This is a genomic window from Microbulbifer sediminum (genome assembly GCF_021729035.1).
GTDB lineage: Bacteria > Pseudomonadota > Gammaproteobacteria > Pseudomonadales > Cellvibrionaceae > Microbulbifer > Microbulbifer sediminum.
Window position 1 is genome coordinate 218,735 of the sequence record NZ_JAJSAP010000003.1, and the last position, 15,361, is coordinate 234,095.

Annotated in this window: 17 protein-coding genes; 13 read left to right on the forward strand and 4 right to left on the reverse strand. The window is 60.5% G+C overall.

Features of this window, described 5'->3' with window-relative positions; translation table 11 throughout:
• The first annotated feature begins 4 nt into the window (after window positions 1-4).
• From LVD11_RS06080 to LVD11_RS06105, 6 genes are all read left to right on the forward strand, one after another.
• Window positions 5-187, forward strand: a complete 183-nt coding sequence (locus LVD11_RS06080) for a DUF2256 domain-containing protein (protein ID WP_237057267.1) — start codon at window positions 5-7, stop codon at window positions 185-187.
• Window positions 184-1,485 (forward strand): DASH family cryptochrome, encoded by a 1,302-nt coding sequence (locus LVD11_RS06085; RefSeq protein WP_237057268.1) that lies wholly within the window; start codon window positions 184-186, stop codon window positions 1,483-1,485. Before LVD11_RS06080 ends, LVD11_RS06085 begins: the two co-directional genes overlap by 4 nt.
• A 263-nt stretch (window positions 1,486-1,748) precedes the next feature.
• The gene (locus LVD11_RS06090) at window positions 1,749-3,308 is read left to right on the forward strand and encodes an ATP-binding cassette domain-containing protein (RefSeq protein WP_237057269.1); all 1,560 of its coding nucleotides are present in this window, start codon (window positions 1,749-1,751) and stop codon (window positions 3,306-3,308) included.
• A gap of 126 nt (window positions 3,309-3,434) precedes the next feature.
• Entirely contained in the window at window positions 3,435-4,970 is a 1,536-nt protein-coding gene (locus LVD11_RS06095) for a cryptochrome/photolyase family protein (protein ID WP_237057270.1), read from the forward strand.
• Window positions 4,971-5,068: 98 nt separating this feature from the next.
• Window positions 5,069-5,311 carry a VF530 family protein gene (locus LVD11_RS06100; RefSeq protein ID WP_237057271.1) on the forward strand — a complete coding sequence of 81 codons (243 nt, stop codon included), beginning with the start codon at window positions 5,069-5,071 and terminating at the stop codon, window positions 5,309-5,311.
• A 229-nt stretch (window positions 5,312-5,540) separates the two neighbouring features.
• The gene (locus LVD11_RS06105; RefSeq protein WP_237057272.1) at window positions 5,541-6,080 is read left to right on the forward strand and encodes an adenine phosphoribosyltransferase; all 540 of its coding nucleotides are present in this window, start codon (window positions 5,541-5,543) and stop codon (window positions 6,078-6,080) included.
• 382 nt (window positions 6,081-6,462) lie between these two features.
• On the opposite strand, the gene LVD11_RS06110 is transcribed toward LVD11_RS06105, so the two are convergent.
• The 4 genes from LVD11_RS06110 to LVD11_RS06125 form a co-directional block, all read right to left on the reverse strand.
• Window positions 6,463-6,813 carry a YciI family protein gene (locus LVD11_RS06110; RefSeq protein ID WP_237057273.1) on the reverse strand — a complete coding sequence of 117 codons (351 nt, stop codon included), beginning with the start codon at window positions 6,811-6,813 and terminating at the stop codon, window positions 6,463-6,465.
• A gap of 50 nt (window positions 6,814-6,863) precedes the next feature.
• Window positions 6,864-7,307 carry an SRPBCC family protein gene (locus LVD11_RS06115; RefSeq protein WP_237057274.1) on the reverse strand — a complete coding sequence of 148 codons (444 nt, stop codon included), beginning with the start codon at window positions 7,305-7,307 and terminating at the stop codon, window positions 6,864-6,866.
• Window positions 7,304-7,720: a YciI family protein gene (locus tag LVD11_RS06120; protein WP_237057275.1), complete on the reverse strand. Its 417-nt coding sequence runs from the start codon at window positions 7,718-7,720 to the stop codon at window positions 7,304-7,306. Before LVD11_RS06120 ends, LVD11_RS06115 begins: the two co-directional genes overlap by 4 nt.
• A 248-nt stretch (window positions 7,721-7,968) precedes the next feature.
• Window positions 7,969-9,210 carry an RNA polymerase sigma factor gene (locus tag LVD11_RS06125; protein WP_237057276.1) on the reverse strand — a complete coding sequence of 414 codons (1,242 nt, stop codon included), beginning with the start codon at window positions 9,208-9,210 and terminating at the stop codon, window positions 7,969-7,971.
• Window positions 9,211-9,426: 216 nt separating this feature from the next.
• Here LVD11_RS06125 and LVD11_RS06130 point away from each other — a divergent pair, with 216 nt between their 5' ends.
• The 7 genes from LVD11_RS06130 to LVD11_RS06160 all read left to right on the forward strand — a co-directional run bounded on the left by LVD11_RS06130 (window position 9,427) and on the right by LVD11_RS06160 (window position 15,346).
• Window positions 9,427-9,795 (forward strand): PH domain-containing protein, encoded by a 369-nt coding sequence (locus LVD11_RS06130; RefSeq protein ID WP_237057277.1) that lies wholly within the window; start codon window positions 9,427-9,429, stop codon window positions 9,793-9,795.
• Between the two features lie 44 nt (window positions 9,796-9,839).
• Complete coding sequence (locus LVD11_RS06135) at window positions 9,840-10,445, forward strand: DUF6624 domain-containing protein (protein WP_237057278.1); 606 nt, start codon at window positions 9,840-9,842, stop codon at window positions 10,443-10,445.
• A 215-nt stretch (window positions 10,446-10,660) separates the two neighbouring features.
• A complete protein-coding gene (locus tag LVD11_RS06140; protein ID WP_237057279.1) occupies window positions 10,661-11,386 on the forward strand; it encodes a polyamine aminopropyltransferase in 726 nt (241 codons plus the stop codon).
• Window positions 11,387-11,596: 210 nt separating this feature from the next.
• Window positions 11,597-13,204 (forward strand): ABC-F family ATPase, encoded by a 1,608-nt coding sequence (locus LVD11_RS06145; protein WP_237057527.1) that lies wholly within the window; start codon window positions 11,597-11,599, stop codon window positions 13,202-13,204.
• A gap of 248 nt (window positions 13,205-13,452) precedes the next feature.
• The gene (locus LVD11_RS06150; protein WP_091515875.1) at window positions 13,453-13,662 is read left to right on the forward strand and encodes a cold-shock protein; all 210 of its coding nucleotides are present in this window, start codon (window positions 13,453-13,455) and stop codon (window positions 13,660-13,662) included.
• A 501-nt stretch (window positions 13,663-14,163) separates the two neighbouring features.
• Entirely contained in the window at window positions 14,164-14,493 is a 330-nt protein-coding gene (locus tag LVD11_RS06155) for a cupredoxin domain-containing protein (RefSeq protein WP_237057280.1), read from the forward strand.
• 19 nt (window positions 14,494-14,512) lie between these two features.
• Entirely contained in the window at window positions 14,513-15,346 is an 834-nt protein-coding gene (locus LVD11_RS06160) for an FTR1 family iron permease (RefSeq protein WP_237057281.1), read from the forward strand.
• The last annotated feature ends 15 nt before the right edge of the window (window positions 15,347-15,361 follow it).

The window sequence follows — 15,361 nt, forward strand, 5'->3', positions numbered from 1 at the left end:
CGACATGGTCCACCGCAAGCGGCACCTGCCCGAAAAAACCTGCCCGGTGTGCGGCCTGCCGTTCCGCTGGCGGAAGAAGTGGGCCAACTGCTGGGAGCAGGTGAAATACTGCAGCGAACGCTGCCGCCGCCAGCGCCAAACGACAGGCGAGTCGGGCAAGCACAGGGAGGAGGGCACACCGGAATGAACCTGGTCTGGTTCCGCAACGACCTGCGCACCACGGACAATACCGCGCTCTGCGCCGCCTGTGACGACGCACGCAGGCGGGGCCGGCAGGTGCGTGCCCTCTACTGCCTCGACCCGCGCCAGTTCCGGCGGGACCAGTATGGCTTCCGCCGCACCGGGAAATTCCGCGCGCGCTTTCTCTTGCAGACCCTGGCGGAACTGCGCGCACAACTGGCCTCGCTCAACATCACCCTGATGGTGCGCCACGACTACCCGGAAACCGTGATCCCGGCACTGGTACGCAAGGCCGGCATCACCGACCTGTACCTTCAGCACGAATGGACCCGCGACGACCGGCGGGTGGAAACCGCAGTGATGCGGGCCGAGGGCATGGCGCTGGTCACCCCGCACCGCAGCTTCGACCAGTTCCTGCTGCACCCGGACGACCTGCCCTTCGACCCGGACCAGCTGCCGCGCGTCTTCACCCAATTCCGCAAGGCCTGTGAGACGGACTGGCAGGTGCGCGACACACTGCCCCGCCCGCCGCCAATGCCGCGAGAAAACCAGGCCGCTGTCTGTGCCCTGCTGCCCACGCTGGCGGACCTGGGCCTGGAGGAATTCACCCCCGACCCGCGCAGCGCCTTTCCCTTCGACGGCGGCGAGTTGGCCGCACGCCAGCGCATCCAGGAATACTTCTGGGATACGGAAAACCTGGCCCGCTACAAGCATACCCGCAACGGTCTGATCGGCACCGAGTACAGCTCCAAGCTGTCCCCCTGGCTGGCCAACGGCAGCCTGTCTGCGCGACAGGTATACCAACAGGTCCAAGAGTTCGAGCGCGACGTAATAGCCAACGAAGATACCTACTGGCTGGTGTTCGAGCTGCTGTGGCGGGACTTCTTCCGCTACGTGAGCCTGAAACACGGGGACCGCATCTTCCAGCAGGACGGCATCCTGCAGAAACAATACGACTGGCACCGCGACCCGCAGGAGCTGCAGCGCTGGATAAGCGGCAAGACGGAGTACGACTTCGTCAATGCCAATATGCGCGAGATTGCCGCCACCGGCTGGATGAGCAACCGCGGCCGGCAAAACGTGGCCAGCTACTTTGCCCGGGAGCGCCAGCAGGACTGGCGCATCGGCGCCGCCTACTTCGAGAGCGTGTTACTCGACTACGACGTGCACAGCAATTACGGCAACTGGATGTACTGCAGCGGCGTCGGCAACGACCCGCGTGACCGCCACTTCAATATCGACAGCCAGGCGGAGCGCTACGACCCGGACGGCACCTACCGCAGGTTGTGGCTGACGGACAGGTGACCGCAATCCGCGAAACCTGCCCGGCCCGATTGTCCACCCGATTGCGTCCGTGCCGCCGCTCCGTTAAGCTTTCCCCATTACCTCCCGCACTATTTTCCCGGAGCCCAGATACGCCAATGAATTAAGACCTGCACACACCGGATACCGATCGGCCTCCCGCTGCGTGGCCGGCAAATTCCTGTGCAGGTGGCGTAAAATATTTCCGGCTCACCAGATCCCGGCTGACAAGACTGCGCCACCCGCTCCGACACCCGGAGGGGCCCATGCCGACAGCCAGTACCATCACCAATGTTTTCCTCACCCTGGACGGCCGCCCGATCCTCGACGATCTCACTGCCGTCCTGCCCGCCGGTACCAGCGGCCTGGTAGCGCCCAACGGGCGCGGCAAGTCGGTGTTGCTGGATGTGCTGGCCGGGCGCCGGATACCCGATCGGGGCGCTGTCGACTGGCGCCACCCCGTGTACAAGCTGGACCAGCTGGCACGCGTCGATGGTCATCGCGCAGTGGACACGCTGGATCGCGCAGGTCTGTTCGACTGTTTCCAGCGTATCGAACAGGGTGCTCGCGGAGAGCACGACCTGGCGGCCGTCGACGGCCACTGGCACCTGCCGGCGCTCTGGCGCCAGTCGCTGGACGACGCCGGTCTGCACTGCGCGCCGGAAACCCCGGCGGCCAAACTGAGTGGTGGCCAGCGCCGACGGCTGGCACTGGCAGCTGCATTCCTGCTGCGGGATCACTTCCTGCTACTGGACGAGCCCAGCAACCACCTGGACCGGCAGGGTCGCCAGTGGCTGCAGGAGCGGCTCGACCGTCACCCCGGCGGCGCCCTGGTTGCCAGCCATGACCGGGAACTGCTGGAGGCCACCGGACATATCTTCGAGCTGGGCCGGGCGGGGCTGCGCCACTACGGCGGCAACTACAGTTTCTACCGGCGGCTTCGCGAGGGTGAGCTGGCCGGCGTCGGCAAACGGGTGGAGACTGCCCGCCGGCAGCTACAGCAGGCAGCGCGCGGACAGCAGCAGGCGATGGAGCGTGCGGTGAAGCGCGGCCGGCAGGGCGAGCGCAATCGCGGCTCGCAGAGCAAACTGCTGCTCAATGCGCGCAAAGAGTCCGCCCAGCAGAGCCGCGGCAAGGTGAGCCAGCAGTTCGCCCAGCAGCAGCAACGCCTGCGGCGCCAGCTGGACACTGCGCGGAAGGGCCTCGAGCAACAGTGCGCCCAGCGGCTGCAACTGGCCCGCGCCGGCCTGCGCGGTGGCCCGCGGTTGCACCTGCAGGAGCTGGTCCTGCCCCGCGGTCCGCGACGCGAGCCTATTTCGCTCACCCTGCCCGGCGGCGCGCGCTGGCATGTCAGCGGGAGCAACGGCTGTGGCAAGTCCACCCTGCTGAAAGTGATCGCCGGCGAGCTACCGCCGGCCGCCGGCATCTGCCGCAGGTCGGGCAGCTGCCTCTACCTGGACCAGGAGTTCAGCCTGCTGGACCGAGAGGCTTCGGCGCTGGCTAACCTCCGCCGCCTGCACGCGGACCTGGACGATAATTACTGGAGGACCGCCCTGGGGAATATGGGCCTGCGCCGCGAGCGCGCACTGCGCCCCCTGCACACGCTGAGCGGCGGCGAGCGGCTCAAGGTGGCCCTGCTCGCGACGACCCGCGGCAGCCGCGCGCCGGACCTGCTGTTGCTGGACGAGCCGGACAACCACCTGGACCTGGACAGCCGCCGACTGTTGGAAAGCGCCCTGCGCGAGTACCCCGGCGCCTTCCTGCTGGTATCCCACGACCCGGTGTTCGTCGGGGCGGTCGGTATCGATGGCGAGCTGGCACTGTGAGCGCGCACCCGCCGGAGGTGAAAAGCCGCGTCAGGCCCCCAGCGGGCTGCTAACTTAATGGAGGCAAAGTTAATGTCTGCGAGGATAACGATGCGCGGCCGGCCGAGCGGAAAACGGAGCACTTGAGTGAAGACCCTGCGACTGATCCTGGGCGACCAGCTAAACCACAAGCACAGCTGGTACAGGAACGATGATGACGACACCCTCTACTTCATCGCCGAGATGCGCCAAGAGACCGACTACGTGAAGCACCACATCCAGAAAGTGGTGGCCTTCTTCGAGGCCATGGAGGCCTTCGTGGCGTGGCTGCGGGACAAGGGCAAGAAGGTGGTGTATTACAAGCTGGATGGCAGGAACAACACCCAGAAACTGGGAACCAACATCGCCGCGCTGGTAAAAGAGCGCGGTATCGAGAAGTTCGAGTACCAGCTGCCGGACGAGTACCGGCTGGACCAGCAGCTCAGGCAGCTGGCGGACGACCTGAGCATCCCCAGCGAGGCCTTCGATACGGAGCACTTCCTCACCACCCGCAACGAGCTGGCGGAATTTTTCGAGGGCAAAAAGTCCCTGCTGATGGAGAGCTTCTACCGGCATATGCGCAGGAAGCACAATGTGCTCATGACCAAGAATGGTAAACCCGAGGGCGGCAAGTGGAACTTCGACCTGTCCAACCGCAACAAATGGAAGGGCCAGCCGCAGATTCCCCACGAGAAAGGCTTCCGCAAGGATGTGCGCAAGACAGTCAAGCGTATCGAGGATGCCGGCGTAAAGACCTTCGGCAATATCGACTCTCAGAATTTCAGCTGGCCCACCACCAGGGCAGACTGCCTCAAGGTACTGCGCTACTTCTGCGACCACCTTTTAGTCCACTTCGGTGACTACCAGGATGCCATGGACCCGGAGCAGGTCTACCTGTTCCACAGTCGCCTGAGCTTCGCCATGAACAGCAAGCTGCTGCACCCCATGGAGGTGATCCGGGCGGTGATCCATCACTGGGAAAGTAACAAATCGGCCATTTCCCTGAACGAGGTGGAGGGCTTCGTACGGCAGATCCTGGGCTGGCGGGAGTACATGCGCGGTATCTACTGGAAGGAGATGCCCGGCTACGCCCGCTGCAACCGGCTGGACAATCAAAAGGACCTGCCTGACTTCTACTGGACGGCAGAGACAGACATGAACTGCCTCCATCACGCCATCAGGAACAGCCTGGACCACGCCTACGCTCACCATATCCAGCGCCTGATGATCACCGGCAACTTCGCCCTGCTGCTGGGCGTACACCCGGACCAGGTGGATGCCTGGTACCTGGGCATCTATATCGATGCCATCGAGTGGGTGGAGATGCCCAACACCCGCGGCATGAGCCAGTTCGCCGACGGCGGCCTCGTGGCCACCAAGCCCTATGTCAGCAGCGGCAGCTATATCCACAAGATGAGCAACTACTGCGAGGGCTGCCGCTACAACGTGAAGGGGAAGACCGGCGAGGATGCCTGCCCGTTCAACAGCTTGTACTGGAACTTCCTGGCGGAGAAGCGGGAATTTCTTGAGGCCAACCAGCGCATGGCGATGATGCTGAGTACGCTGGGCAGGATCGAAGAGCGCGACCTTGAAAAGCTTCGCGAGCGGGCCCGCCAGGTCATCCGCAGCCCGCAGGACTACTGACAGGTGCCTTTCGCTTCACGGGAACAGCCCGCTATACTGGGGATTCCAGCAGTCCGACCGCACCCCACCTGACAGGCCAAGACCGGCACCGAACCACTATGCAGCAATCCCAGCCCAACAACCCGCTCCACGGCATCAAACTCGCCACTATCGTCGAGGAGCTGCAGGAACATTATGGCTGGGAAGGACTGGCTGAACGGATTGATATCAATTGCTTCAAGAGCAATCCATCGGTGAAATCCAGCCTAAAATTCCTGCGCAGGACGCCCTGGGCGCGAAGCAAGGTCGAGGAGCTTTATCTGGCCACTTTCAGACGCAATAACCCCTGGGGAAAAAGCTGAGAGCAATACCGGAAAAGATTTATGCACTGGAATCAAAGGGGAGACCCTGGCCGGAACAGTTGCAGGACCGGTGCGACTATTCGTTCAAAAAAGTCCGCCTCAATGCCCCTGAGCCCATTGACGCTATTGATGCAAATAAGCCAGGGCAATTCTTGCCATATTGACGCTGCTTACCAAACCGGTGCAGCTGGGCATCACTGATTATTCCTTGTACACGGAGGGGATACTAATGAGCCAGGGCTTTGACCCGAAACCCTTTATTCGTACCATTCCGGACTGGCCCGAACCCGGCGTGCAGTTTCGGGATATTACCACCCTGCTGGAAAATGCCCGGGCTTTCCGCTGTGTGATCGATACCCTGGTGCAACGTTATTTTGAAGCGGATATCAGCGCGGTGGTCGGTGTCGATGCCAGGGGTTTTATCCTGGGCGCACCTTTGGCCTACGAGTTAAAGACCGGCTTCGTTCCTGTCCGCAAAAAAGGCAAGCTGCCCTTTGACACCATTACCGAAAGCTATCAACTGGAATACGGCACCGCCGAAGTTGAATTGCATGCCGACGCCCTGCAAGCGGGGGATAGGGTGGTACTGGTAGATGACCTGATTGCCACCGGAGGCACCCTGCTGGCAGCCAGCAGCCTGATCAAGAGACTGGGGGCGGAAGTAGTTGAAGCTTGCGCGATTATTGACTTGCCAGACCTGGGCGGCAGTAAAAAACTAAGGCAACAAGGGCTTAAAGTATTTTCTCTCTGCGGATACCAAGGTGAATAACAAACCTATTTAGGTTCGGCATGAGTAGAGGATTCTCTGTACTGCGCTAACCGAGCTGCCTCACAGACTGAAGCATTTTTTCTGGTGCACTTGATAGCGAGCATTTCCGGCTTAATTGACGAAATGCCCCAGCGCACTCATTGGCATATTGCGATAACTTGGGTCACGGTAGTTGAGGCCAGAGTTAAATTATGGCGCGAAATGCTTTCGATCGACACTTTTAAAGGCCAATTTCCAACTAACTATCTAATTACCACCGGGGCGGGTCCATACCGACCAACATCCTGCGGACACTCAGGTAATCACTCCCTGTGGGTTTCACAAATGGCGGGACAGGCCTACCTAAAACTGCGCAGCAGGTAGGCCCCGAGAACGGTTCGACTCACAGCGTCGGTATTGGCATACACTCCATCACTTCCACGCAATCCCCGGGGAAGATGCTGAAGTGCGGATGTCTTTCAAAGAGCTTTGCGGCCGCCTCGTGGGTTTCCGCCTTGATGATGACGTAGCCGGTCATGTTGTTGCTGGTGTCGCGGACACCGGCGGGATCAATCCGCTTGGTTTTGCCAAGCGGTCCCCCGGCTTCCACCAGGATATCCTTATTGGTTTCCATCCAGTCGCCCCAGGCGGCCATGCCTTCCTGGATGCGCTCCTGACGCTCTTCTTCGGACAGGTGTTCCCACCCTTTCATTGATCCGGGGGTGCCGAGATACATGGCGAGGAAGTTTTTCACGGTTGCTCCTTACATTGCTGATGTCGATTGCTTGTTTATCTGCACAGATATCACTCACTGGTTTCCGGCTCGACCAGGCGAGCCAGTCCCTCCAGGGAGTCCTGCCAGCCCAGGTAGCACATTTCCACGGGGATCATTTCGGGAAGGCCCTCGGCGACGATGGTGAGCTCGGTACCACAGGACACGGCCTCCAAAGTGACCGTTACCTGCATGGTGCCGGGGAGGTTCGGGTCGTCGAAGCTGTCGGAGTAGCGGATCCGTTCGTTCTCGACCAGCTCCAGGTATTCGCCGCCGAACGAGTGGCTCTGGCCATTGCTGAAATTGATAAATGATGCCCTGAAGGTACCGCCCACTTCCGGCTCCAGGCAGTCGAAATTGGCGTAGAAGCCATCTGGCGGCAGCCACTTGGCCATGGCCTGGGGATTCAGGAAGGCGCGGTAAACGCGCTCTGCCGGGGCCCGAAGGATGCGATGTAGATGCACGGTGCCGGTCATGGTGCCTCTCCTGTTTCTTCTTCCACTGGTTCGGCCGCATTGCCGCCGGCCTGGTTTCCGGTTTCCACCAGCTCCCGCGCCGGGCGGACTTCCACCGAGCCGTAACGTGCCGGCGGGATCTTGCCGGCCAGGGCAATGGCTTCGTTGAGGTCCCTGGCTTCGAGCATGTAAAAGCCGGCCAGCTGCTCCTTGGTCTCGGCAAAGGGGCCGTCGGTAACCGTCACGCGGTTGTCGCGCACCCGCACGGTGGTCGCTGCGCTGGTGGGCAGCAGTGGGCTGCCGGTAATGTAGTGGCCGTCTTTGCTGAGGCCCTCGACACAGGCAATACATTCCCGGTTGAGGGCATCCCATTCCTGCTGGGACTTCTGCTCCATAAGCTTTTCGTCGTAATAGACTAGTGCCAGGTATTTCATTCTGTGCTCCTCATTTTTTGCTAGCCGCTGTTTCGGTACGGTTGTTCTATTCCATGCAGCTCTCTAGCAGGCCAAGCTCCCGCTTCAGTGCCCATTGTTTTGTGCCCCCATAGTGCCCAAACAGGCAGAAGGCCACTGTGATCCACTGTGGGCTGCATTGTTAAATTTGTGCGCCTTGATAAATAGTCGAACAGGATTGGTGGAATTCGACAGGGGGGTGAAATTTTTCTGGATTTTTTCGGAATTGGTTAGCCGACATCCAGCTCGGCCAGGCGGCGCGCAAGGAATCGCTGTTCCGGTCCCTGCTGTACCAGCTCCAGTGCGCGCCGGTAGGCGGCGCGCGCTTCATCTTTTCGGTCCAGGCGGCGGTGGAGGTCGGCACGGGCGGCGTGGGACAGGTGATAGTCGATGAGCTCTCCCCGGGCGAGCAGGCTATCTATCAGGTGCAGACCCTGTGCGGGGCCATCTCGCATCGCCACCGCCACCGCACGGTTGAGCTCGATGACTGGTGACGGGGTCAATGTGAGCAGGGCATCATACAGGCCGACGATCTGTGGCCAATCGGTGGCCTCCACGGAGTCGGCTTCAGCATGCAGCGCGGCAATAGCGGCCTGCAGGGTGTAGGGGCCGAAACGACGGCTGGCCAGTGCACGCACTACCAGGTTGCTGCCCTCGCTGATCTGTTGCCGGTCCCAGAGGGCGCGGTCCTGCTGTTCCAGCAGGACAAGGTCGCCATCGGCGGTGACGCGGGCGGCGCGGCGCGAGTCCTGCAGCAGCAACAGCGCCAGCAGGCCCATGGCCTCAGGTTCCGGCAACAACGTGCACAGCAGGCGCGCCAGGCGAATGGCCTCCGCCGCCAGGTCATGGCGGAGCAGGGTGTCACCAACGGAGGCGGAATAGCCTTCATTGAAGATCAGGTAGATGACCTGCAACACACTCTCAAGGCGCTCGGCTAGCTGGTCCGCTTCCGGCACCTCGTAGGGAATCCCGGCATCGCGGATCTTCGCCTTGGCGCGCACGATGCGCTGGGCCAGGGTCGGGGTGGCGGTAATAAAAGCGCGGGCGATTTCTTCGGTGGTCAGGCCGCACACTTCGCGCAGGGTCAGGGCCAGCCGCGCCTCCGGAGCGAGGCCAGGGTGGCAGCAGGTAAAGATCAGGCGCAGGCGGTCGTCCTCTATACCGTGCTCCTCTTCCTCCCCGGCCACCAGTTCTGCTTCCAGCCGTTCGGCGACATCCTCGTAGGATACGTCAAAGCGGGCCTTGCGACGCAGCTGGTCGATCGCCTTGAAGCGCCCGGTGGAAACCAGCCAGGCACGGGGGTTATCGGGTATGCCGCCACCTGGCCATTGCGTGAGCGCTGCGGCGAAGGCATCGTGCAGGGCTTCCTCGGCCAGGTCAAAATCACCAAGCAGGCGAATCAGGGTGGAGAGCACACGACTTGATTCTTTCTGGTAGAGCTCGTTAAGCCAGGCTTGGGATACCGGGGGCATAGGCGTAATCACTGATGTGGGGTGCTCTATTGAGCCTGCACACAGACTTTGTTGTAGGTTTCCAGGAACTGTGAATTAGCCACCTCTGGAGCCTGAACCTGATTACAGCATTATGTAAACCGGGTGTTAAGTAGTATATGGCGCAAAGAATGGATTTTTGATATTCATGTTTCCACATTCGAACATTGTCCATCTGTAAAAGTAGCGAAAAGCCTCATGATCGACTTCGATAACAAGACCATCTTCAAGCTCAAGCAAAAACAGGCCTACGCCGAAAAGGTAGCCGACCTGTTGATGGACGGCGAGGAAGTACTGGACGCCTTCAAGTCCATGCGCGACGGCGTGGTGTTTACCAGTAAGCGCATTATTGCGGTCAATATCCAGGGCATTACCGGCAGCAAGAAGGCCTTTACCTCCCTGCCTTACAAGAACATCGTGGCCTTCTCCATCGAGACTTCCGGTACGCTCGACATAGACAGTGAGCTGGAACTCTACTTCTCCGAGGTGGGCAGGGTAAGGTTTGAGTTCAGCGGCAAGGCCCGCATCAAGGATATTGCCCACTATATCGGACGTTATGCCCTTTAAACCGGACGGGCAAGCCCGGACCACCCTTCCAATAAGGAAAGACCATGAAAGCAATAAAAATAATCGCTATCGCACTGGGATTGTCGGTCAGTGTATTTACGCTGGCCACTGACAAAAGTGCGATTCAGGCTGAGCTGGAAGCCATGCTTGATTCAGACCAGAAACATCGCGCGGCAATCATCGCGGCCATCAGGGAGCACGGAAATGACCACCCTTCGGTCAAGGCCCTGTGGGAAAAACAGATTCCCATCGATAAGCACAACGCTGCCAGGCTGGAAGAGATCGTATCCGAATATGGCTGGCCCCGGAAAACTGATATGGGCGAGAAAGCCGCCAAGTCCGCGTTCCTGATCGTGCAGCATGCACCGGCCGAGACCCAGAAAAAGTACCTGCCAGAAATGCGGAAGGCCGCAAAGGAAGGCGAGGCCGACCTGAGGAACCTGGCCATGCTGGAAGACAGGGTGCTGGTCTTCGATGGCAAGGAGCAGCTGTATGGCACCCAGGTGGCCAGGAGTGATTCCGGCGCGTTCAACTTCCTCCCGATTCAGGATATCGAGGAGCTGGATGCGAGAAGGGAGAAAATGAACCTGGGTCCCATCGCCGAGTATGCAGAGCGTTTCGGCATCCCCAGCCCGGTTAAAGACAAGTAACCTGTATCACCAGCGGCCAGTGATTTTCCGTTATGGCTGGCCGCCCTGCCACAACGTAGCGAACCCGGGCGACAGGCTGCGAGCCCGCCGGCCAACTCCGGTCCAGGGCTATCGGGTACCATGGTGGTCGTAACGGGGCCCGGGCACGATATAGAATATTGGGTTACAGCCCCAAGCCAGCCAAGGCCCACCAAACACTTCAGGAACGATCCCGCATGTCCCTCCTATTCGAAGAAATCGACAGCCAGCCCTCTCCCCTGGGAGAAATTTCCCTGCGCCGGCGACGCATCCCTGCGCTGGGCGACAGGGACATTTACGAGGTGAAGCTGGGTGAAGAATTCCTGATGTCCAGCATGTTTGTGGAGGCCGAGGAGGCCCTGTCAACGCTCGGGCTGGCTGGTGTGCAGGGCGACAGGCTCGATGTTGTCGTGGGCGGGCTGGGGCTGGGCTATACCGCCGTGGCGGCGTTAAAGGACGAGCGGATTTCCGAGCTGCTGGTGGTAGAGGCGCTGGATACGGTCATCGGCTGGCATAAAGACGAGCTGGTACCACTGGGAGAAGTCCTCAACGCGGACAAGCGCAACCGCTATGTGCAAGGCAGCTTCTTCGACCTTGCCACAGCCCCGGCTACGGGCTTTGACCCGGAGAACCCGGGCAAAAAGTTCGATGCCATCCTGCTGGATATCGACCACTCCCCTACCGAATACCTGAATGCCGCCAACGCCGGCTTCTATACCACCGGGAACCTGGCGCTGATGGCAGAGCAGCTGAAGCCCGGCGGCGTGTTTGCCATGTGGTCGCAGAACCTGCCGGAAGAGAACTTTGAGGCATTGCTGCGGACGGTGTTCGAGACGGTGGATTCCCATGTGGTGTCTTTCTATAACCCGTTCCTGAGTGGCGAATCGACCAACTCGGTCTATGTCTGCGTGAAGGGCGCCTGAAGCGCCGGACCGCGAGAGAGCCCCGAGAGCTGGTGGCTAATGGCTGATGACCGGCCGGTGCCAGCCACGCTCCGCCAGCAGCTGTACACGTTTTAGCCACAATCCTCGACAAGCAGCGCCCCGCACCCTATAGTGCGCGGCCCGCCGTACGCATCCGCGATGGCGAATCGCACTGATACCGCCCACCTCGAAGTCCCCGGGAATACGCTCTTGATCACCACCGCCAATATCACCATGCAGTTTGGTGCCCAGCCGCTGTTTGAAAACATCTCTGCCAAGTTCGGCAACGGCAACCGCTATGGCCTGATCGGGGCCAATGGCTGTGGCAAGTCCACCTTTATGAAGATCCTGAGTGGTGCCCTGGCGCCCACCGCGGGCAATGTGTCCATGGAGCCCGGCTGCACCCTGGGTATCCTGAGCCAGGACCAGTTTGCGTTCGAGGAGCATACCGTCGTCGATGCGGTCATCATGGGCGATGCCCGCCTGTGGGCAATCAAGCAGGAGCGGGACCGAATCTACTCGCTGCCGGAAATGAGCGAGGAAGACGGCATGCGCGTGGCGGAGCTGGAGGTGCAGTTCGCGGAGCTGGACGGTTACAGTGCCGAGAGTCGCGCGGGCGAGATCCTGCTGGAGGCGGGAATCGAGGAGTCGCTGCACTTCGGCCTGATGAAACAGGTAGCGCCGGGCCGCAAGCTGCGGGTGCTGCTGGCGCAGGCGCTGTTTGCGGATCCCGACATCCTGCTGCTGGACGAGCCCACCAACAACCTGGACATCCACACCATCCACTGGCTGGCGGAAGTGCTGAACCAGCGCCGCAGCACCATGATCATCATTTCCCACGACCGCCATTTCCTCAATTCGGTCTGCACCCATATGGCGGATATCGATTACGGCGAGCTGCGCATCTTCCCCGGCAACTACGAGGACTTCGTCGCGGCTTCCACACTGATCCAGGAGCAGCTGCACGCGGAGAACGCCAAGAAGACTGCGGAGCTGGAAGAACTGCAGAGTTTTGTAAACCGCTTCTCCGCCAACGCGTCCAAGGCCAAGCAGGCCAGTTCGCGGGCCAAGAAGATGGAAAAGATCAAGCTGGACGAGATCAAGCCCTCCAGCCGGGTAAAGCCCTATATCACCTTCCAGCAGTGCAGGAAGCTGCACCGGCAGGCACTGACGCTGGAAAACCTCTCCCACGGCTTTGACGGCGAACCGCTGTTTGCCGGCGGTGAGATGATCCTGGAAGCCGGCGCGCGCCTGGCGGTGATCGGCGAGAACGGCGTGGGCAAGACCACCCTGTTGCGCTGCCTGGTGGACGAGCTGCAGGCCAACAGCGGCGTGGTGAAATGGTCGGAGAATGCCGCCATCGGCTACTGCCCGCAGGACAGCAGTGCGGACTTCGACAACGACCTCACCATCTTCGAGTGGATGTCCCAGTGGCGCACCCCCAAACACGACGACCTGGCGGTGCGCGGCATGCTCGGCCGCCTGCTGTTTACCGCGGACGACGCCAACAAGAAGGCGCGGGTCTGCTCCGGTGGCGAGAAGAACCGCCTGCTTTTCGGCAAGCTGATGATGATGGACACCAATGTGCTGATCATGGACGAGCCCACCAACCACCTGGATATGGAATCCATCGAGGCACTGAACCGCGCGCTGGCCCAGTACGAGGGTACCCTGATCTTCGTCAGTCACGACCGCCAGTTTGTGTCCTCACTGGCTACGCGGGTGCTGGAGATCAAGGATCAACGGCTGTATGACTTCCAGGGCACCTACGACGAGTACCTGGTGGACCGGGCGCGAGCGGAAGCCCGCGCGGCCTGACGGCGTGCGGGGCCAGCCGGCGATGACGCAGCTCACCGGCGAGCTGCGTCAGAAACAATTGAACAATATATAGACAATCCGGCCATTTGCCGGTAGTGTGTCCACTGCTAGAAAGAAAGTCCTCTATTGATACCGCTACTTCGCTGTTTTACTCGTAATACCTCGTCCTGCAGTTTTCAAGAGTCTTTACCTCCAAGCAACACCCGCCTCCCGTAGGCAATACTCTGTTTAAATTTCAGGAATTAGTTATGTCTAATACAGTTACCGGCACCGTCAAGTGGTTCAACGAATCCAAGGGCTTTGGCTTTATCGAGCAGCAGTCCGGCCCGGACGTTTTCGCCCACTTCAGCGCGATCTCCAGCTCCGGCTTCCGCACCCTGCTGGAAGGCCAGAAAGTTGAGTTCACCGTAACTCAAGGCCAGAAAGGCCCGCAGGCTGAAAACATCGTAGTGCTGTAAGCCACCTGCAGATGTAAAAACGGGCCCTTCGGGGCCCGTTTTTGTTTGTGGGTTTCAAGCTCGAAGCCCTGCCGTTACTCCACCGCCTCACTGTCCTGCTAACCCATCACCCGCTTCCACCCGCTTCTTCCTCTCCGAAGCCTGAAGTTGCACCTGCGCCCACCGTATATATAACAGCGACATCTTAATCAGTCCTGCGTACTGACTATGCCCCTCCAGCTGTCCCATCAGATAACCCGATACTGCCCGCACCCGGAATGCCTCGCCAACCGATGCGCGACGATATTTGGTAATAACTTCTTGCCCCACGCTGAAGGAGTCTGCGCAGGCGCAATGGCTTCCCGGACCCCAGTCGTCACTGAGCACTTTATAGGCATGTTGCACGTTAACCAGCGTTCCCTGACCCGGCAGCGGCCCCGGACTACATGAATGACAGGTTGAAGAATAGTAAACGCAACCTATAATGCGAAGCGTTCTTATTCGTATAAAAGGAGAAGCCCCATGCGCGGACTGTTCGCCTCTTTGACCCTGGCCCTGGCGGCCGCCGCCTCTACCGCAATGGCAGAGGTGCAGGAATTCAAGATCACCATCAAGGATCACAAGTTCGAGCCGGCCCAGCTGACGGTGCCCGCCGGGCAGAAGGTGAAGCTGCTGGTGGTGAACCAGGACCCGACCCCGGAAGAGTTCGAGAGCTACGACCTGTACCGGGAGAAGATTGTCGCCGGCAACAGCAAGGTAGTGATCTTCCTGGACCCGATGGAGCCGGGTGAATACAGCTACTTCGGTGAATTCAACCCTGCCACTGCCCAGGGCACCATCGTCGCCCAGTAACCCAGCCGCAGGCCATTTCATGTTTAGTTCAGCGATTATTGTTTTTCGTGAGGTGCTCGAGGCGGCCCTGGTGATTACCATCGTGCTGGCCGCCACCCAGGGGGTGCTGAAGCGGCACCTGTGGATCGGTGGCGGCGTGGCTGCGGGCGTGGCCGGCGCGGTAGTGGTGGCCAGCATTGCAGAGGGAATCGCCATGTCCTTCGAGGGCATCGGCCAGGAGCTGTTCAACGCAGCGGTGCTGTTCAGCGCGGTGGCCATGCTGGCATGGCACAACCTCTGGATGTCGCGCCATGCCCGCACCCTGGTGGCCCACCTGAAGCGGGTGGGCAGCAGCGTGTCCTCCGGCGAGCTGCCCATGTATTTCCTGTCCACCGCGGTGGGCCTGGCGGTACTACGCGAGGGCTCGGAAATCGTGCTGTTTATGCACGGCTTTGCGGCCGGCGGCAGCAATGGGGTCTCCATGCTCACCGGTGGCCTGCTGGGCCTGGCCGGCGGCTGCGCCCTGGGCGCGCTGATCTATTTCGGCCTATTGCGCATCCCCACCACGCAGCTGTTCCGCATTACCGGCTGGCTAATCCTTTTCCTGGCGGCTGGCATGGCGGCCAGCGCCGCGGGCTACCTGATGCAGGCCGGGGTGATCTCCGGCAGCCGCCCACTGTGGAATACCTCGGACGTGGTTTCCCAGCACTCTTTTGCCGGACAGGTATTGCATGTGCTGGTGGGATACCAGGATCGCCCGACGGCGGTTCACCTGAGCTTCTACCTGGCCACGCTGGTGCTGATAGGCCTCGGCATGCACCTGACCAAACAGAAGGATCTGGCAGAGCCGGATCCCTCAACCATGAAAAATTGATACAACTCTCAGATT

Excerpts from the sequence above, each read along its gene's own strand:
- LVD11_RS06140 (WP_237057279.1), top strand. The coding sequence starts at position 10,661 with ATGTCCCTCCTATTCGAAGAAATCGACAGCCAGCCCTCTCCCCTGGGA.
- LVD11_RS06105 (WP_237057272.1), top strand. The coding sequence starts at position 5,541 with ATGAGCCAGGGCTTTGACCCGAAACCCTTTATTCGTACCATTCCGGAC.
- LVD11_RS06080 (WP_237057267.1), top strand. The coding sequence starts at position 5 with ATGGTCCACCGCAAGCGGCACCTGCCCGAAAAAACCTGCCCGGTGTGC.
- LVD11_RS06115 (WP_237057274.1), bottom strand. The coding sequence starts at position 7,307 with ATGACCGGCACCGTGCATCTACATCGCATCCTTCGGGCCCCGGCAGAG.
- LVD11_RS06155 (WP_237057280.1), top strand. The coding sequence starts at position 14,164 with ATGCGCGGACTGTTCGCCTCTTTGACCCTGGCCCTGGCGGCCGCCGCC.
- LVD11_RS06150 (WP_091515875.1), top strand. The coding sequence starts at position 13,453 with ATGTCTAATACAGTTACCGGCACCGTCAAGTGGTTCAACGAATCCAAG.
- LVD11_RS06135 (WP_237057278.1), top strand. The coding sequence starts at position 9,840 with ATGAAAGCAATAAAAATAATCGCTATCGCACTGGGATTGTCGGTCAGT.
- LVD11_RS06125 (WP_237057276.1), bottom strand. The coding sequence starts at position 9,210 with ATGCCCCCGGTATCCCAAGCCTGGCTTAACGAGCTCTACCAGAAAGAA.
- LVD11_RS06120 (WP_237057275.1), bottom strand. The coding sequence starts at position 7,720 with ATGAAATACCTGGCACTAGTCTATTACGACGAAAAGCTTATGGAGCAG.
- LVD11_RS06100 (WP_237057271.1), top strand. The coding sequence starts at position 5,069 with ATGCAGCAATCCCAGCCCAACAACCCGCTCCACGGCATCAAACTCGCC.
- LVD11_RS06090 (WP_237057269.1), top strand. The coding sequence starts at position 1,749 with ATGCCGACAGCCAGTACCATCACCAATGTTTTCCTCACCCTGGACGGC.
- LVD11_RS06085 (WP_237057268.1), top strand. The coding sequence starts at position 184 with ATGAACCTGGTCTGGTTCCGCAACGACCTGCGCACCACGGACAATACC.
- LVD11_RS06160 (WP_237057281.1), top strand. The coding sequence starts at position 14,513 with ATGTTTAGTTCAGCGATTATTGTTTTTCGTGAGGTGCTCGAGGCGGCC.
- LVD11_RS06130 (WP_237057277.1), top strand. The coding sequence starts at position 9,427 with ATGATCGACTTCGATAACAAGACCATCTTCAAGCTCAAGCAAAAACAG.